At 42.0% G+C, this 14,537-nt stretch carries 11 protein-coding genes; 8 read left to right on the forward strand and 3 right to left on the reverse strand.

All coding sequences use genetic code 11. The annotated features are described in order from the left end of the window. Window positions 1–26: 26 nt before the first annotated feature. Complete coding sequence (locus E4K67_RS21075) at window positions 27–1,028, forward strand: FUSC family protein (RefSeq protein ID WP_135550305.1); 1,002 nt, start codon at window positions 27–29, stop codon at window positions 1,026–1,028. Window positions 1,029–1,121: 93 nt separating this feature from the next. On the opposite strand, the gene E4K67_RS21080 is transcribed toward E4K67_RS21075, so the two are convergent. Further along, complete coding sequence (locus tag E4K67_RS21080) at window positions 1,122–1,328, reverse strand: alpha/beta-type small acid-soluble spore protein (RefSeq protein ID WP_135550307.1); 207 nt, start codon at window positions 1,326–1,328, stop codon at window positions 1,122–1,124. 245 nt (window positions 1,329–1,573) lie between these two features. Between E4K67_RS21080 and trhA the strand changes: the two genes are divergently transcribed. Beyond that, on the forward strand, window positions 1,574–2,224 hold the full coding sequence (gene trhA, locus E4K67_RS21085) for a PAQR family membrane homeostasis protein TrhA (protein WP_199242614.1): 651 nt from the start codon (window positions 1,574–1,576) through the stop codon (window positions 2,222–2,224). A 121-nt stretch (window positions 2,225–2,345) separates the two neighbouring features. Here the strand turns inward: trhA and E4K67_RS21090 are convergent, their stop codons facing one another. Beyond that, window positions 2,346–2,807 carry a YbjN domain-containing protein gene (locus E4K67_RS21090; RefSeq protein WP_135550309.1) on the reverse strand — a complete coding sequence of 154 codons (462 nt, stop codon included), beginning with the start codon at window positions 2,805–2,807 and terminating at the stop codon, window positions 2,346–2,348. A gap of 171 nt (window positions 2,808–2,978) precedes the next feature. Between E4K67_RS21090 and E4K67_RS21095 the strand changes: the two genes are divergently transcribed. The 6 genes from E4K67_RS21095 to E4K67_RS21120 all read left to right on the forward strand — a co-directional run bounded on the left by E4K67_RS21095 (window position 2,979) and on the right by E4K67_RS21120 (window position 12,072). Then, window positions 2,979–4,115 carry a cache domain-containing protein gene (locus E4K67_RS21095; RefSeq protein WP_135550311.1) on the forward strand — a complete coding sequence of 379 codons (1,137 nt, stop codon included), beginning with the start codon at window positions 2,979–2,981 and terminating at the stop codon, window positions 4,113–4,115. Window positions 4,116–4,468: 353 nt separating this feature from the next. Next, on the forward strand, window positions 4,469–7,504 hold the full coding sequence (gene fdnG / locus E4K67_RS21100; protein WP_135550313.1) for a formate dehydrogenase-N subunit alpha: 3,036 nt from the start codon (window positions 4,469–4,471) through the stop codon (window positions 7,502–7,504). Then, window positions 7,504–8,325, forward strand: a complete 822-nt coding sequence (locus E4K67_RS21105) for a 4Fe-4S dicluster domain-containing protein (RefSeq protein WP_135550315.1) — start codon at window positions 7,504–7,506, stop codon at window positions 8,323–8,325. Before fdnG ends, E4K67_RS21105 begins: the two co-directional genes overlap by 1 nt. Then, window positions 8,325–9,062: a formate dehydrogenase subunit gamma gene (locus tag E4K67_RS21110; protein WP_135550317.1), complete on the forward strand. Its 738-nt coding sequence runs from the start codon at window positions 8,325–8,327 to the stop codon at window positions 9,060–9,062. The genes E4K67_RS21105 and E4K67_RS21110 overlap by 1 nt, the downstream gene beginning before the upstream one ends. Window positions 9,063–9,133: 71 nt before the next feature. Continuing rightward, window positions 9,134–9,892, forward strand: coding sequence for a formate dehydrogenase accessory protein FdhE domain-containing protein (locus E4K67_RS21115; RefSeq protein WP_135550319.1), 759 nt, complete (start codon window positions 9,134–9,136; stop codon window positions 9,890–9,892). Between the two features lie 581 nt (window positions 9,893–10,473). After that, on the forward strand, window positions 10,474–12,072 hold the full coding sequence (locus E4K67_RS21120) for a peptide chain release factor 3 (RefSeq protein WP_135550321.1): 1,599 nt from the start codon (window positions 10,474–10,476) through the stop codon (window positions 12,070–12,072). Window positions 12,073–12,552: 480 nt separating this feature from the next. On the opposite strand, the gene E4K67_RS21125 is transcribed toward E4K67_RS21120, so the two are convergent. Next, the gene (locus tag E4K67_RS21125) at window positions 12,553–13,734 is read right to left on the reverse strand and encodes an N-acetylmuramoyl-L-alanine amidase (RefSeq protein WP_135550322.1); all 1,182 of its coding nucleotides are present in this window, start codon (window positions 13,732–13,734) and stop codon (window positions 12,553–12,555) included. Window positions 13,735–14,537: the final 803 nt, after the last annotated feature.

Below are 14,537 nucleotides of genomic sequence, written 5' to 3' on the forward strand. Positions count from 1 at the left end.
TAGAAAGAACCTAGCAAGGAGAGCCTATGATCGGTTGGAGAATTATTAAGACAGGAATCGCTGTAGCACTATGTATATGGATTGCTCAATTACTCAAATTCGAATACCCGTTTTATAGCGCTATTGCAGCCGTTATTGCGATGCAAGCTACGATTGAAGGATCCTTGAGAGCTGGCATTCAACGAATGAAGGGTACGATTGTCGGTGCCGTTACGGGCTATGTGTTTGCGCTCGCCATGGTGAACAGTCCTTGGTGGACCGGGTTAGGCCTTATTGTAACAATGACGATCGTGAAATTTATGAAATGGCCAGAAGCCATGAATATTGCTAGTATTGTGTTTATTGCTATTTCGGTTCAATTAACTGGGAAACCACTAGATTATGCGGTTAATCGAATCATTGATACAGCTTTAGGGATTATAGTAGCTTATTTGGTTAATCGGTGGGTTTTTCCACCTCGTTATCACAAAGAAACGGAAAAGAGTTTTCAAGATGCTCGGCATCATGTTATTCGTTTATACCAGGTAGCATTTAGAGCGCTTCTTGATAATCAGGTTGAAGTGGGAGTAGAAGAAGTTGACAAGTTACAACAAAATTTAGAAGAGGCCCAATCTTTCGTGGCTTTAGTTCAAAAAGATCCTGCCTCAAAGAAAAGCGGAGAAGTCCGATTTTACGAACGTTATGTCAATCCGCTGACTCGTTTGGATCAAATGAGGATTACTGTTGAACAAATGATCCATCTCCGACAAGAATGGCAGTTTCCAATTTCAGCGAAACTTCATACGGACTTAGTACAAGTCCTTAACCGAAGCTATTCCTTCCTATCGTTAATTACGAATCCTACAGAGTACTCAGCGATTGGTGCCTATGAAGAGACGATTGAAATGCTTGAAAAGGTACGTATTAGGGTGATCAAAGATCACCAAGGAACATATGGAGGACCTAACAAACAATATATTCTGGAATTGTTGGATTGGATCGCAAAGTTAATAGAGGCCACGTCTGGGTGTTTAAGATTATCTCCCTGATTACTTAGGAGACTAACAAATAGTAAGAGGGATATCTCTCGATATCCCTCTTATTTGAAATTAGCCTCTTAACGTTTTGAAAACGGATTCATGTTAGATTTTGCTTCCACCTTTGAGGTGTTCTTCTGCAAATTGAATCATCCGCTTGGTCATTTGGCCGCCGACAGAACCGTTTTCGCGGCTTGTGCGGTCACCGCCGAGTTGAAGGCCCATTTCATTTGCTACTTCGTACTTAAATTGATCCAATTGTTGGGAAGCCCCTTTAGCTGCGGGTGTATTAGTGTTTCTTTCTCCTGCCATGATAGGTACCCTCCTTTATAATGTTTGTGTACTGGAACATTCTTATTATGTGTTAGAGAAAATAAATTACTCAGGTAATTATTGCTACAAAATAGAGCGTTTTCCTTTTCTGAGTAATATTAATTGGTAATAATATTATTGACCCTGTGTAAGGTTGAATAAAGGTTGATTTTACCTAAAGTAAGGTTTAAAATTAGATAATGGTTACTTAAAATTCAGTAAGTGAAGTATAAGGAGGCTATAACATGATCTTGAAGATGAAGGAACCAGTAAACACATGGACCCATTTTATTTCGTTTGTGGCAGCGATTGTGGGACTGGTAATTCTAATCATCTTGTGTAAAAATAGTCTTTCAAAACTCGTTACTATGACAATATATGGGCTAAGTATGATATTGCTCTATGGAGCCAGTTCCCTCTATCACTGGGTTCAGACCACACCACAGAAAGAGCTTCTACTTAAGAAAATAGATCATATTGCCATTTACTTTTTAATTGCAGGCTCCTATACACCAGTTTTTTACTATGGACTCCAAGGTTCATGGCGCTGGGCGATGCTCATTTCAGTTTGGTCCTTAGCCGTGCTAGGGATGGCTCTGAAAATTTGGTTTATTCATGCACCCCGCTATGTATCATCTGCATTTTATGTGTCGCTTGGCTGGATTGCCTTGGTTCCATTCCTCCAACTTATAAAAAATTTACCTATGGGAGCAATAATCCTTATGGCCGTTGGTGGAGTGTTATATACTATGGGGGCTGTCATATATGCCACCAAAATCTTTGATTTCTTTCCAAAACGCTTTGGATTTCACGAAATATTTCATTTGTTTATTGCGGCTGGAAGCATTGTGCATTTCATTATGATTCTAGTATACATTGTTCCAATGAAAGGGTAGTTCACTTCTAGTTATATTAACGCAATTAGCCTCCTAGGTTTACTTAAACCTAGGAGGCTAATTGCGTTAATCGTGAGAGTCCCTAAAGAAGTCTCGATGTTCGACTTTAGATGAAACGAGTTCACAAAGTATCTTGATCAGTGCAAAAAGCGGCGGCCTCTTCTGCGCTGTAATCCTCGTACACAAGTTTAATTAAACCTGGATAATAAGTGTCAAAGCCAAGGACACCATTCCAAACGATATTCAGCACCTGATCCTTCGAAGGTTCTGCATCTGCTAAATCAAGGTAAGTGCGATACCTAATTTCCCCGTTATCCATATCCATTTCGAAATTACCATTGGCGAGTTCGTAATTAACACGGCTCATAAAATCACAGACTTCAAGACGTTTGGAAAACGGAATTTTTTGCTTAATATGGGTGTTGCAAAGTAAGGACTCTTGCTCTTCATCGACAAGAAGGAAAGCGTGGAAATTAGTGTTAATCCCTCGAATCTCAAGTTTGATGATTTCATTTTTATTGTCAAAATCGAATTCCCAGCCGTTTTGGGTTAGTATCTCATAGAGCACCCGAAACAAGGACATCTTACCATCCTCCTATATCTGAGCTTCTTGCATAACAGATTCAACGTGGAGGGAGGTAATTCCTTCCCGATAAGATGCTGAACTAAAAAATATAATTTTCAGAAAAAGCAGGCTTTTCATACAATGACAACGAATTATATCGAGATAATAGTCTCCTAAGGAGGGGTCTTATTGAGTTCACTAAAACATCAAATTCTTGTTCTAATGCTTGGTTCTCTGTGTGTTTTGGCTATAAGCTTCATCATTGTTTTCGGGTGGCATATGCGGGTGAAAGCGGTGGATGCAGCAATCGTTAAGGCAAATACTGATATTGCAACAGGCATGGAGATAATTAACTTCAGTAACCCTGGACCGTGGCATGTGCAAGACGGAATGCTTTACAAAGGAAAAACTCAAATTTCTTATAATACGGGTCTCGTTGATCATTTAGCAGACTTAACTGGCGATACAGTGACTCTATTTCTCGGAGATACACGAGTCGCCACTACTGTACGTAGTCCAGACGGAGAAAGAGCAACGGGAACAAAGGTATCCGATATTGTTGCCCAAACTGTCTTACAAAAAGGGCAGATTTACCTTGGCGAAGCAAATGTAGTCGGGGAACTATACCAGACGGCTTACGAACCTATTCGGGATATAAATGGGGATATTATCGGGATTTTTTATGTGGGGATTTCTAAAAGTTATGCACAGTCTTTTATCGTTTATTCGTCAATCCGGTTGGCGATGCTTGGCTTGGGATTGACCCTTATTGTTGGTTTAGTAACGTGGTTTTTTATCCAAAGAGTCGTTATTCGTCCATTACATGAAATTACCCTGGGAACGCGTGATGTCGCCACAGGACATGCTACTGAAAAAGTTAATGTAACAGGCCCGAAAGAAATTGGTGACTTGGCGGTTGCTTTCAACCTAATGGTAGAACGGTTGGGAGGAATAGCGGACGAAATGAGTAAAGCTACACTAGCAAAAGTCTCATCAGTGGAATATATTCCTTCTGATGATGTCAGAGTAGAAGAGTCCGATAGAATTTTAAATGAGCTTATCAAACAAGGTTGCCTTGGACAAAAAGGCTTACCTAAAGGATTGAACCAACTCACACTAAAGCAAGTTGCCTCTTTTTTGCACGATACGTGCGAACCAGTTTCGGCAGAAAATGTCGCGGAGGGGGTCAGTCTTACTAGGGTTACGGTGCGTAGATATCTGGAATTCTTGGAACAGTGTGGGATTTTGACGACAGAGTTAAAGTACGGCCCAGTTGGAAGACCCGTTAAATTATTTCAGCCAGTTCGAGATTTAGCTCAACATTAAGTCGAGCAATTGGCTGTAAGGAATATGAACTCGTCCACTATGGTTGAACACGAGGTACCAATTCCTTTAACAACAGGCGGATAGTATTAGGATTGAATATAGGAGTAAAAAACCCCCTTAAAGGGGTTTTTTGTTATGTTCGTGAAATATTTTTAATTTACATAATGAACATAATAGTGACTTGCCAAGGAAAGCAAGGTAAACTATAGAAAGAATAGTTAGACAATTCAGAAACCAAGAAGTTATTTTCGGTATCATATTTTCATATGGAGGGACGTAATAAACCTAAAGGGTTTAGAAGTCTGGAATTGAGAAAGGGACAGACTTTAGACAAATTTGAAGGAGGAAAAGAGATGGATGTTTCTCGTCGTGGTTTCTTAAAGCTCTCAGGGCTTTCCATCGCCGCTTTTGCCACTGGCTTGGGATTTGACCCAGCGGTTGCACAGGCCAAAGGATATGCCTTAAAACTGGAAGGGACCAAAAAAATCCCGAGCATTTGCCACTTCTGCTCCGGTGGATGTGGGATGCTGTTGTACGTGAAAGAAGGCAAGCTAATTCACTTAGAGGGTGATCCAGATCATCCAACCAATGAAGGGACTCTCTGTCCAAAGGCTGCTAGTTTACTAGCCGTAGCAAATTCGCCTGATCGCGTGACTAAGCCGAGACGTCGTGCTCCTGGAGCTGATAAGTGGGAAGATATTTCTTGGGAAGAGGCACTGGATATTGTTGCCAAGAAAACTAAAGAAGTCAGAGACGCTAGTTGGAAAGCAGCCGATGAGGTTGTCAATGCTAAAACGGGACTGACAGAAAGCTTGCCAGTCAACCGTGTTGAAGGAATCGCTTTCCTTGGTTCAGCTGAAGTGGACAATGAAGAGTCTTACCTTATAAAGAAATTCTGCGAGTTAATTGGTACACCTTACAATGAACATCAGGCCCGGATATGACACGCTCCCACGGTGGCAAGTTTGTCACCTTCATTTGGTCGCGGGGCTATGACCAATTCATGGTCTGATCTAAAAAATGCCGAGGTCTTTTTAATTGCCGGGAGTAACTGTGCAGAAAACCATCCGATTGCCATGAAGTGGATTAATCGGGCTAAAGAAAAAGGCGCAAAAATTATCGTCGTCGATCCACGCTTTACTCGAACAGCGTCTAAAGCAGATATCTTCGCGCAAATCCGTCCGGGAACAGATATTGCCTATCTTGGTGCAATTATTAATTATATTCTTGAAAAGAAATTGTACGATGAAAAGTATGTTTTAAATTATACTAATGCTCTCATTAAGGTCAGTAAAGATTATAAATTAGAAGAAGGCCTCTTTACTGGTTATGATGCAAAAGCGAGGAAGTATGGCACCGCGAGCTGGGGTTACCAACTTGGACCGGATAAAAAGCCCCTGAAAACTGATAGCTTAGAGGACCAAGATAGCGTATTCGCTAAACTTAAAACACACTACTCTAGATATACGTTCGAAACTGCCGAAAAAATATCAGGGATTCCGGCGGCAAAAATTAAGGAAATTGCGGACGTCTTCTGTAAAGGAAAACCGGGAAGTATACTTTATGCCCTGGGAATGACTCAACATACCACGGGCGTTCAAGGGATTCGTGCCTATGCCATCATTCAATTGTTGTTGGGCAACATTGGAAAAGCCGGTGGTGGTATTAACGCCTTGCGTGGAGAGCCGAATGTCCAGGGCTCAACGGATATGGCCAACCTTTACAGTAACTTGCCGGGCTATTTACCTGTTCCAATCAATACAGACAAAACAATACGCGACTATCTCGTGCGGAGTGGGTCATTTTATGAAAAACATCTGGTTGCACTTCTTAAAGCATGGTTTGGTGAAAACGCAACCAAAGAAAATGACTATGGATTTAGCTACTTACCTAAGAACAACCCTTCGGTGAATGCGACGATGGTAAAACTCTTTGGAATGATGGAAAAAGGACAAATTAAGTTACTCTTTAACGTTGGTTCTAACTCTATGGTTTCTATTCCGGACCTCAAGCTCGCACGCGCCGCCTTATCAAAACTCGATATGCTGGTCGTATCTGACCTCTTCGAGATTGAAACTGCCCAGTTTTGGCGTGCACCAGGGATGAAACCAGCAGATATTAAAACTGAAGTCATCATGTTTCCTGCGGCTTTCGTCTATGAGAAGGCAGGCAGCATGTCGAATTCTTCGCGTTGGATTCAGTGGAAAGACGCAGCGCTCAAGCCACTCGGTGATTCGAAACCGGACCTTGATATGCTGGATCACCTCTTCAAAAAAATCCGCAAGTTATATGCAGGGAGTACAGATGTTAAGGATGCCCCGATCTTGAAGGCTCGTTGGGACTATGGTGAGGAGCCAAGTGCTTTGAAGGTGCTTCAGGAGCTGAGTGGGTATGACGAAACAAACGGTAAGCTCTTTCCGACAATAGGGGATTATCTTAAAGCACCGATCGGTTCAGCTTCTACTGGAAATTGGATTTATGCTGGTGTGACGGGGAATGGAAACCTGGCGGCTCGTCGTAAAAATGACGACCCTTCGGGATTAGGACTGTTTAGAGACTGGAGTTTTGCTTGGCCAGGAAACGTACGTATTCTCTATAACCGTGCTTCCTGTGATGAAGCGGGTCAGCCAGTCGACGCGAAACGCAAGCTTATTTGGTGGGATGCTGCAGCTAAGGTGTGGGCTGGAAATGATGGTGGGGACGTTGTCGACAAGACCAAGGGACCTGATACACCTGAAGGAAAGTTAAGCTTCCGCATGTGTCCTGAGGGAGTAGGTCGGTTATTTGCTGCTCCATATATGAGTGGATTACCGGCAGAAGCACCCGCTGATGGACTCCCGGCCGTCGGAATCCGTGCTGCCAGTGTATGCGTTGATGGACCGTTGCCGGAATTCTACGAGCCGACGGAAAGTCCAACAACAAATCTCTTGCATCCTAAGGTTTCAATTAGCCCAATGGCGCTGGTTATATCCACTGAAATCGGCAAGCCGGAAGAGTTCCCACATGTTCTGACCACCTATGGAGTGGTAGAGCATTTCTGTGCCGGAGGAATTACGCGTAATATTCCATGGCTGAATGAAATTATGCCGGAGCCCTTTGCTGAAATCAGTAAAAATCTGGGTAGTAAAATTGGGGTTAAAGAAGGAGATATGGTCGAAGTTTCTTCTGCTCGCGGTAAAATTAAAGTGCGGGCCTTAGTGACGGAACGAATACAGACTTACAAAGTCAACGGAAAAGACACTGAAACCATCGGTATGCCCTGGAGTTGGGGCTTTGCGTCCTTAAGTCCTGGACCGAGTACCAACGAATTGACCATCGCCGCACTAGATCCTGGAGCGGGTACTCCAGAGTATAAAGTTTGCCTAGTCAATATAAGGAGGGCAAATTGATGACAAGGAAAATGGTTTTGGTTGACACATCATTATGTACGGGATGTAAGGCATGCTCAGTGGCGTGTAAGGAGTGGAACGAGCTCCCTGCGGAGAAAACCAAGCTGATCACGAGTTATCAGACTCAAAATGCCTTTACCACTAAGACATGGACATATATGACATTCTTCGAAAAATATGAAGATCAAAAAATGAATTGGCTAATGCGCAAGGCACAGTGTTTTCACTGTGCAGACCCTGCTTGTATGAAGGCTTGCTCTTCAAATGCAATTACCAAGACAGAATCTGGCTACGTCGTTTTCGACCATGATAAATGCATTGGCTGTGGTTACTGTGTCGAGAACTGCCCGTTCGGGGTTCCGAAGGTCGATCCTGTTCTGAAAAAATCCTTCAAATGTACGGGGTGTATTGATCGGGTTGAAAATAACCTTCTTCCTGCGTGTGTTCACACGTGCCAACCAGGTGCACTACAATTTGGAGAACGTGATGTCTTGTTAGCAACAGCGAAGATTCGCCTCACGGAAGTTCAGAAGACTCATCCAAAGGCACAGCTCTATGGAGAAAATATTATGGGCGGCACGACGTACATGTATTTGTTATTAGATAGTCCAGATGTATATGGTCTCCCACTCAATCCAACGATTCCACTCTCCCTGACTCTTTGGAAAGATGTCATCCGTCCAGTGGGTGGGGCTGCGGTCGGTGGAGCAGCTGCTGCCGTAGTTCTAGGGGTTTTTGTCAATCTCTTTAGGGGGAATTATCGGTCAAATCAGAGCTCTGACTCTAGTAATTCAGAGAGTAAAAAAGGAGGGAAAGACTAATGGCGCTTAATCTGGAAACTAAGAATATACCAGTAGGAAGAATTGTTGAAGACAAAGTTTTGCGATTTAGCATGGGAGAACGCATTAGTCATTGGGTTCATGCCGTTTCTTTCTTTGTGTTGCTCTTTACTGGTCTAGGGGTTCTAAGTACTTTTTTTCAACCAGCAATGAGCATTGTTGGAGGAGTTCAAGTTGCCATGGTGATTCACCGTGTTTCAGCGATCATTTTTGTTGTAGTTGTGGGATTGATGTTCTTTGTTGGAAATCCGCGGTATCATTGGAGATGGTTAAAATTTGTTTTTAATTTTACAAAATCTGATTGGAAACATGTAAGCGCTTTTCCGAAAGAGTTCTTTGGGGGACACGGCATCTATCCGGCACCAGATAAATTTAATGGGGGAGAGAAAATAAACTCACTGATCACAATTCTTGGTACTGTTTTCATTACACTTAGTGGGATTGTGATGTGGTTTGCCTCATCGTTCCCACCAGCTTTGGTTCGCTGGGCTTATCCGGTTCACGACATTTCAATGATAATGATGACTGCAGCCGTCATTGGGCATATGTATTTAGGACTTTTGCACCCTGATTCGAGAGCTGCAATGTCAGGGATGATCGATGGTTATGTTTCAAAAAGGTTTGCCCGCGCTCATCACGGAGAATGGTTGGATCGGTTAGAACAGGAGCAAAAGGCATACGACAATAGTTTAAAAAATATGCCAAAGGCTAGAAAGTGAACTAACCGGGTACCACTCCCACTTGGAGAAGTAGGAGTCTCACGGATTAAAAAATGTAAGGGGAGCTCCTAATGGATAAGATAATGCATACGATGAAAATTGTAAGTGACAAAACAATGGAGCAAGCTTATCAGACATATAGCCTATTGAACGAAGAAGTAAGGCGTTGGCAAGATGAGCGGGGTTCTTTTTGGATGGACAAATTGATTATTGCTGAGACTCCTCCTTACTACCCCCTTAGAGACTTTCCAGAAATATTAGTTTTGGAACTCTGGAAAAGGTTAAATCAGGTTCGCGGAGTATTAGTTTCCGAAGCTGTCTTAAGTCAAACGTGGCATGACTTCAATGCTGGGCTACCTGTTTCAGACCTTGAGTTGTTAAGCCGTTTGCAGATCGCCTTAACTGGTATTGCTCATCTCTCTCACTCTTGGGTTATGGAAAAGAAAAGGGATATTTCCAGTGCGGATAGAGCTGAAAGTTCAGACTGTCCGATATGCGGTGAAGGTGTAGCGCTTTCTGTACTTACTGCCCCAAATGGTAAACGATGCTTACACTGTACGCTCTGCGGATATGAATGGTCAACGACACGTGTGGGCTGTATACTCTGCGGAAGGGAAGAGGCATCTGATCAAAACTATCTGAATTCAGGAGAATTCCCGGGGATAGAAGTGGTGGCTTGTGAAGCCTGCGGCCAGTATTTCAAGGAGTTGGATTTACGAATACTATCCGTAGAAGACTTTGTATGGGAAGATGTGAGAACCCTACCGTTAAACTATGCAGCCGAACAATGGTTTGCAGAACAAGCCAAAATAGCTAAAAAAGTCCACTGAGGGTAGACGCAGATATTTATTAGGTCAAGAATAAAGAAGAGCTCAGATAAATGATTCTGAGCTCTTCTTTATTCTTGACTTATTTCACTTGTTCAGCTGCATCCAATCGGTGAGCGACTCTCAGTTCTAGAAGTGGGAGTTGGAATGGGACCCCGTACTCCGCTTCGGTGGGGGTAAGAGTCCTGTACCGAAGTCTCGAGGTTCAACTTTAGTTGAACAAGTTCACTTTCCGCTTGGTATGTTTTAGGACATAAGACAATTTCGGTTTCGCTACCTATCTCTATCTATCTATCTAGTCACACGAGATACCTTGTAAGTTAATGGGCATATTATTTATAGAACCTTCTATTAGATAGATGTATGTTGTATGTATGTATCAAATCCTTAGCGTCAGCGTTGTTATTAATTAAGGAGAGTGGAAATTATTTGAGAATATATACTTGGGCATGTTATAATTGATTTTTATCATTGTTAACTGTGCACCATAGGCGCGCCAAATTGAGGTTTCTTTATTACATACCCGTGTATAAAATATGGAATAGAATGTATGAGACAAATGATAAGTTAAGGAGTTAAAAACATTGAACCAAACGGATTTAAAAACAGAAATTAATTCTCGTAAAACCTTTGCAATTATTTCCCATCCAGATGCTGGGAAAACGACATTGACGGAAAAACTACTTCTCTTTGGAGGGGCAATTCGTGAAGCAGGTTCGGTCAAAGCCAAAAAATCAGAACGCCATGCTACTTCGGACTGGATGGACCTTGAGCAACAGCGGGGGATTTCTATCACTTCTAGTGCCCTCCAATTTAAGTATCAGGGATATGTGATCAACATCCTAGATACACCGGGTCACCAGGACTTTAGTGAAGATACCTACCGCACCTTGACGGCAGCCGATAGTGCAGTTATGCTGATCGATGCCGCTAAAGGGGTTGAAACTCAAACCAAAAAACTGTTTCAGGTCTGTCGAAAACGGGGTATTCCAATTTTTACTTTCATTAATAAGTTTGACCGTAATGCTAAGGATCCCCTTGATTTAATGGATGAAGTTGAAAAGGTGCTCGGAATTGAATCTTATGCTATGAATTGGCCAATCGGAATGGGCCCGGATTTTAAAGGAATCTATGATCGTAAGACAGAGCAAGTTGAACGATTTATAGAAGGTAGTATTAAATCCAGTGCTAATCCACCGGTCTCTGGTGCTCTCAGCGATCCAAAAGTGCAGGAAGGCATCGGAGAAGAACTTCTTAATCAACTTAAAGAGGAGATTGAGCTTTTAGATTTAGCCGGAAATAATTTTTCCCAAGAACGAGTTGATCGTGGAGATGTAACACCCGTCTTTTTTGGGAGCGCTCTCAATAACTTCGGCGTCCCTAACTTTTTGCGCAGTTTTCTCGAAATCGCGCCCGCGCCACAACCACGCACTACGAATATTGGGGTACTAGCACCGGAAACCCCCAGCTTTTCCGGCTATATTTTCAAAATTCAAGCCAATATGAATGCTCAGCACCGGGACCGCATCGCATTTATCCGGATTTGTTCTGGTCGTTATGAAAGGGGTATGAACGTGATTCATACACGTTCCCATAGACGTCTTCGGTTGGCGCAGCCGCAACAGTTGTTTGCCCAAGAACGAACAATTCTTGATGAGGCTTTTGCTGGGGACATTATTGGAGTTCATGATAGTGGACTATTAAGGATCGGGGATGTTCTTACCGAAAAAGATGGGCTTCAGTTTGAAGCGATGCCTTTCTTTAACCCTGAGAACTTTGCACGAATCAACATTGCGAATGCCTTAAAACGGAAACAATTCATCAAGGGAATTCAGGAACTTCAAGAAGAGGGCGCGATCCATGTTTTCCGAGATCTCCATGTGGGTGTAGAGGCTCCAATCATCGGTGTTGTTGGGCAATTGCAGTTTGAAGTGTTAGAATACCGTTTGCGCGAAGAGTACGGGGTACAGGTAGATATTCAACACCTTCCCTTTGAAATCGTACGGTGGGTAGAAAAAGATCCAAAGATCATTAAACTGTTGACTGAATCAAGCATGAGTACCGTAGTAATTGATAAAGATGAAAATTATGCCGTTTTGTTATTGGATGAATGGAAGTCAAAATGGTTAAGCGATCGCTATGATATTGTATTTCATATCCAGCCCCAGGTCTTGACAATATAATAGTAACTCGTTCAAATGAATTCCCACTTGCAATAAGTGGGGTCTTGAGAGTGTATGGAATATTGTATGATTTATATGAAATTTGATCTTCGAACAAAAATGGGCTGAAACAATTGAAATAAGATTGTTTCAGCCCATTGTCTATAAAATTTCAGTAAGGGGGATTGCGTGGAGCAAGTAGAGTTTAAAATGCAATGCACTGGGCGCAATTCGTGCGATCAGGGCACTGAGAGCATGTTGGGGGATACAATATGGATCCGCTCGTTGGAGAATTATCACTCGTTGGAGCATTATCATTTACAGTGACATTGTTCATGACAAGACCTCCTCTTATACAGATTATAAATGTTAATACTATTATACTACAGTCTGAGGAAAAGGCAACAGCTGTAATGAATAAACTAAAAACAATTAATCAGTTATATAACAGGCGTAGCGTAAGAAGTAGCGTGCAAGCTGCATCCTATAATAGAAATTGAACTAAGGTTTATCGGGAAACGTATGGTCTAAGATGATATGCCCTCCGATAGAGTCTCCATATTCACCATTAATTAAAATAGACACCCCGTCAATTCCAGGGATTTGAGTCATTGTCCATACAATTGATTTTATGGTTATATCCTCTACCAGGGCCCCCCCGGGGAAATCATCCCGGATATCCTTACTAAAGTCGATAATAGCTATGCCATTTTGAACAGTTAGAGAGAGTATCTTAGTTTTTGGTGTAATGGTTCTCGTACTCGTGACCGCTTGAGGTCCTTGGATGAGTTCACGTAGGACAAGGGTCGATTTTTGTGAGAGGGTGAGTTTTGCCCATGTTGATTGGTTAATATGCCTATTTTCTGGAACCAGGCTTTCTAAATCAGAGCTCGAAAAATAGAGCTTATAGGCGTCATCACTATTCATGGGGGGGCCTTCTTGTGATACTGTCTGGATGCTTTCCCTGACACCCTGGGGGAAGTCGTTGAAGTAATGTTCAATTCCTGTACCTATGGCATCAGCGATGGAGTGGCGGTAATTATTCGATAACAAAAGATTCCTTTCCCGTGGATTTGAGATAAACCCCACTTCAACAATCACTGCGGGCATTTTAGATTGATTAATAAGGTAATAGTCTCCTGCTTTGGATTTGCGCTTGTTATCAGATTGAAGTTGAGTGAGCTGTTTTTGGATCAGCTCTGCGAGGGATTTACCTGGTGATGAGTTAAGATGATAATATGTTTCCATGCCGTAAGTATTAGGACGGGGAAAGCTGTTAGTATGTACGCTAATGAATAAATCTGCGTTATTTTCAGTAGCCATATTAATTCTATTATCTAGTTCAGCCCTTTTTGCCATGCGCCCTAGTACAAATCCGGGGAGATAAAAATCCTTATCTATTTCTCGCGTTAGGATAACAATGCATCCTTTTGACTCCAAAATATCACGTAATCGTATTGAAATATCTAAATTTATATCTTTTTCTTTGAGTCCTGAATTCTGAGCGCCTGGGTCCGCTCCACCATGTCCAGGATCGACGACAATGACTTTGTTTTTTACACTAGAAGAGAATGAAGACGTCATCTTAATAGACCCTGCTCCGAGTAACATAATGATGAAGACCGTCATTACCCCCCAAACCCAAATTCTACGAACAAATACTATGATCGGCCGCTGAAACACTTTGCAGCACGCTCCTCTCGTTAAGAGTTAATTAATTATGTATATTGTAAGAAAGTGCCTCGTAAACATAAGTAAAGTAAATAAAACTGATTAAGAAAACGGAGGTATGGGGGGATGACTTGGGTTATTGTTTCGCTGATGGTGGTGTTTTTTAATATCCCATTTGGATATTGGAGAGAGTATGTTACAAAGTTATCATTGCAATGGTTTTTATCCGTTCATATTCCAGTGCTCTTAATTGTCTTACTTCGTTCTTGGTTAGACCTTGGTTGGGCGTGGACAACTTACCCCATTTTGATAGGGTCATACTTTTCTGGGCAATACTTAGGAGCAATTTGGCATCGAATATGGAAGAAGTCTATACGGGTAACTGGTTGTCTATTTTACGATATAGCGCGCAGTAGATGGATAATAATTATATTTGGCAAGTAGGAGTATATAGTAATGATTGTGAAGTCGGTGACCGATTGGGATAAATGTTTTTGCACAAGTTTTCCAGATGTATAAAAACTGTAAAACTAGAAAATAATAAGTTGACAGTGTACGTTGGAAATGGTACTATAACTGAGCGCCACAAAGACGCACACTGAATGAACAAGTGAGGGGTAAGACCTTCAAACTATTCAATCTAAACCACAGTAAATTAGTCATTGACAACGCAAGTTGAAAATGCTAAGCTGTAGATCCGGCCCAAACGGGTGCAGGGGATACAAACTCATAAAAACATGGACTTTAATGGTCTTTGAAAACTAAACAACAAGGACAGCCAATGAGAGAAACTCTAAGGAGTTTCAAAAAAACAA

It is taken from the genome of Desulfosporosinus fructosivorans, from assembly GCF_004766045.1.
Lineage (GTDB): Bacteria > Bacillota > Desulfitobacteriia > Desulfitobacteriales > Desulfitobacteriaceae > Desulfosporosinus > Desulfosporosinus fructosivorans.

What these genes read in the sequence shown, in the direction of transcription:
- E4K67_RS21075 (WP_135550305.1), top strand. Translation starts at nt 27, where the DNA reads ATGATCGGTTGGAGAATTATTAAGACAGGAATCGCTGTAGCACTATGT.
- E4K67_RS21080 (WP_135550307.1), bottom strand. Translation starts at nt 1,328, where the DNA reads ATGGCAGGAGAAAGAAACACTAATACACCCGCAGCTAAAGGGGCTTCC.
- trhA (WP_199242614.1), top strand. Translation starts at nt 1,574, where the DNA reads ATGATCTTGAAGATGAAGGAACCAGTAAACACATGGACCCATTTTATT.
- E4K67_RS21090 (WP_135550309.1), bottom strand. Translation starts at nt 2,807, where the DNA reads ATGTCCTTGTTTCGGGTGCTCTATGAGATACTAACCCAAAACGGCTGG.
- E4K67_RS21105 (WP_135550315.1), top strand. Translation starts at nt 7,504, where the DNA reads ATGACAAGGAAAATGGTTTTGGTTGACACATCATTATGTACGGGATGT.
- E4K67_RS21110 (WP_135550317.1), top strand. Translation starts at nt 8,325, where the DNA reads ATGGCGCTTAATCTGGAAACTAAGAATATACCAGTAGGAAGAATTGTT.
- E4K67_RS21115 (WP_135550319.1), top strand. Translation starts at nt 9,134, where the DNA reads ATGGATAAGATAATGCATACGATGAAAATTGTAAGTGACAAAACAATG.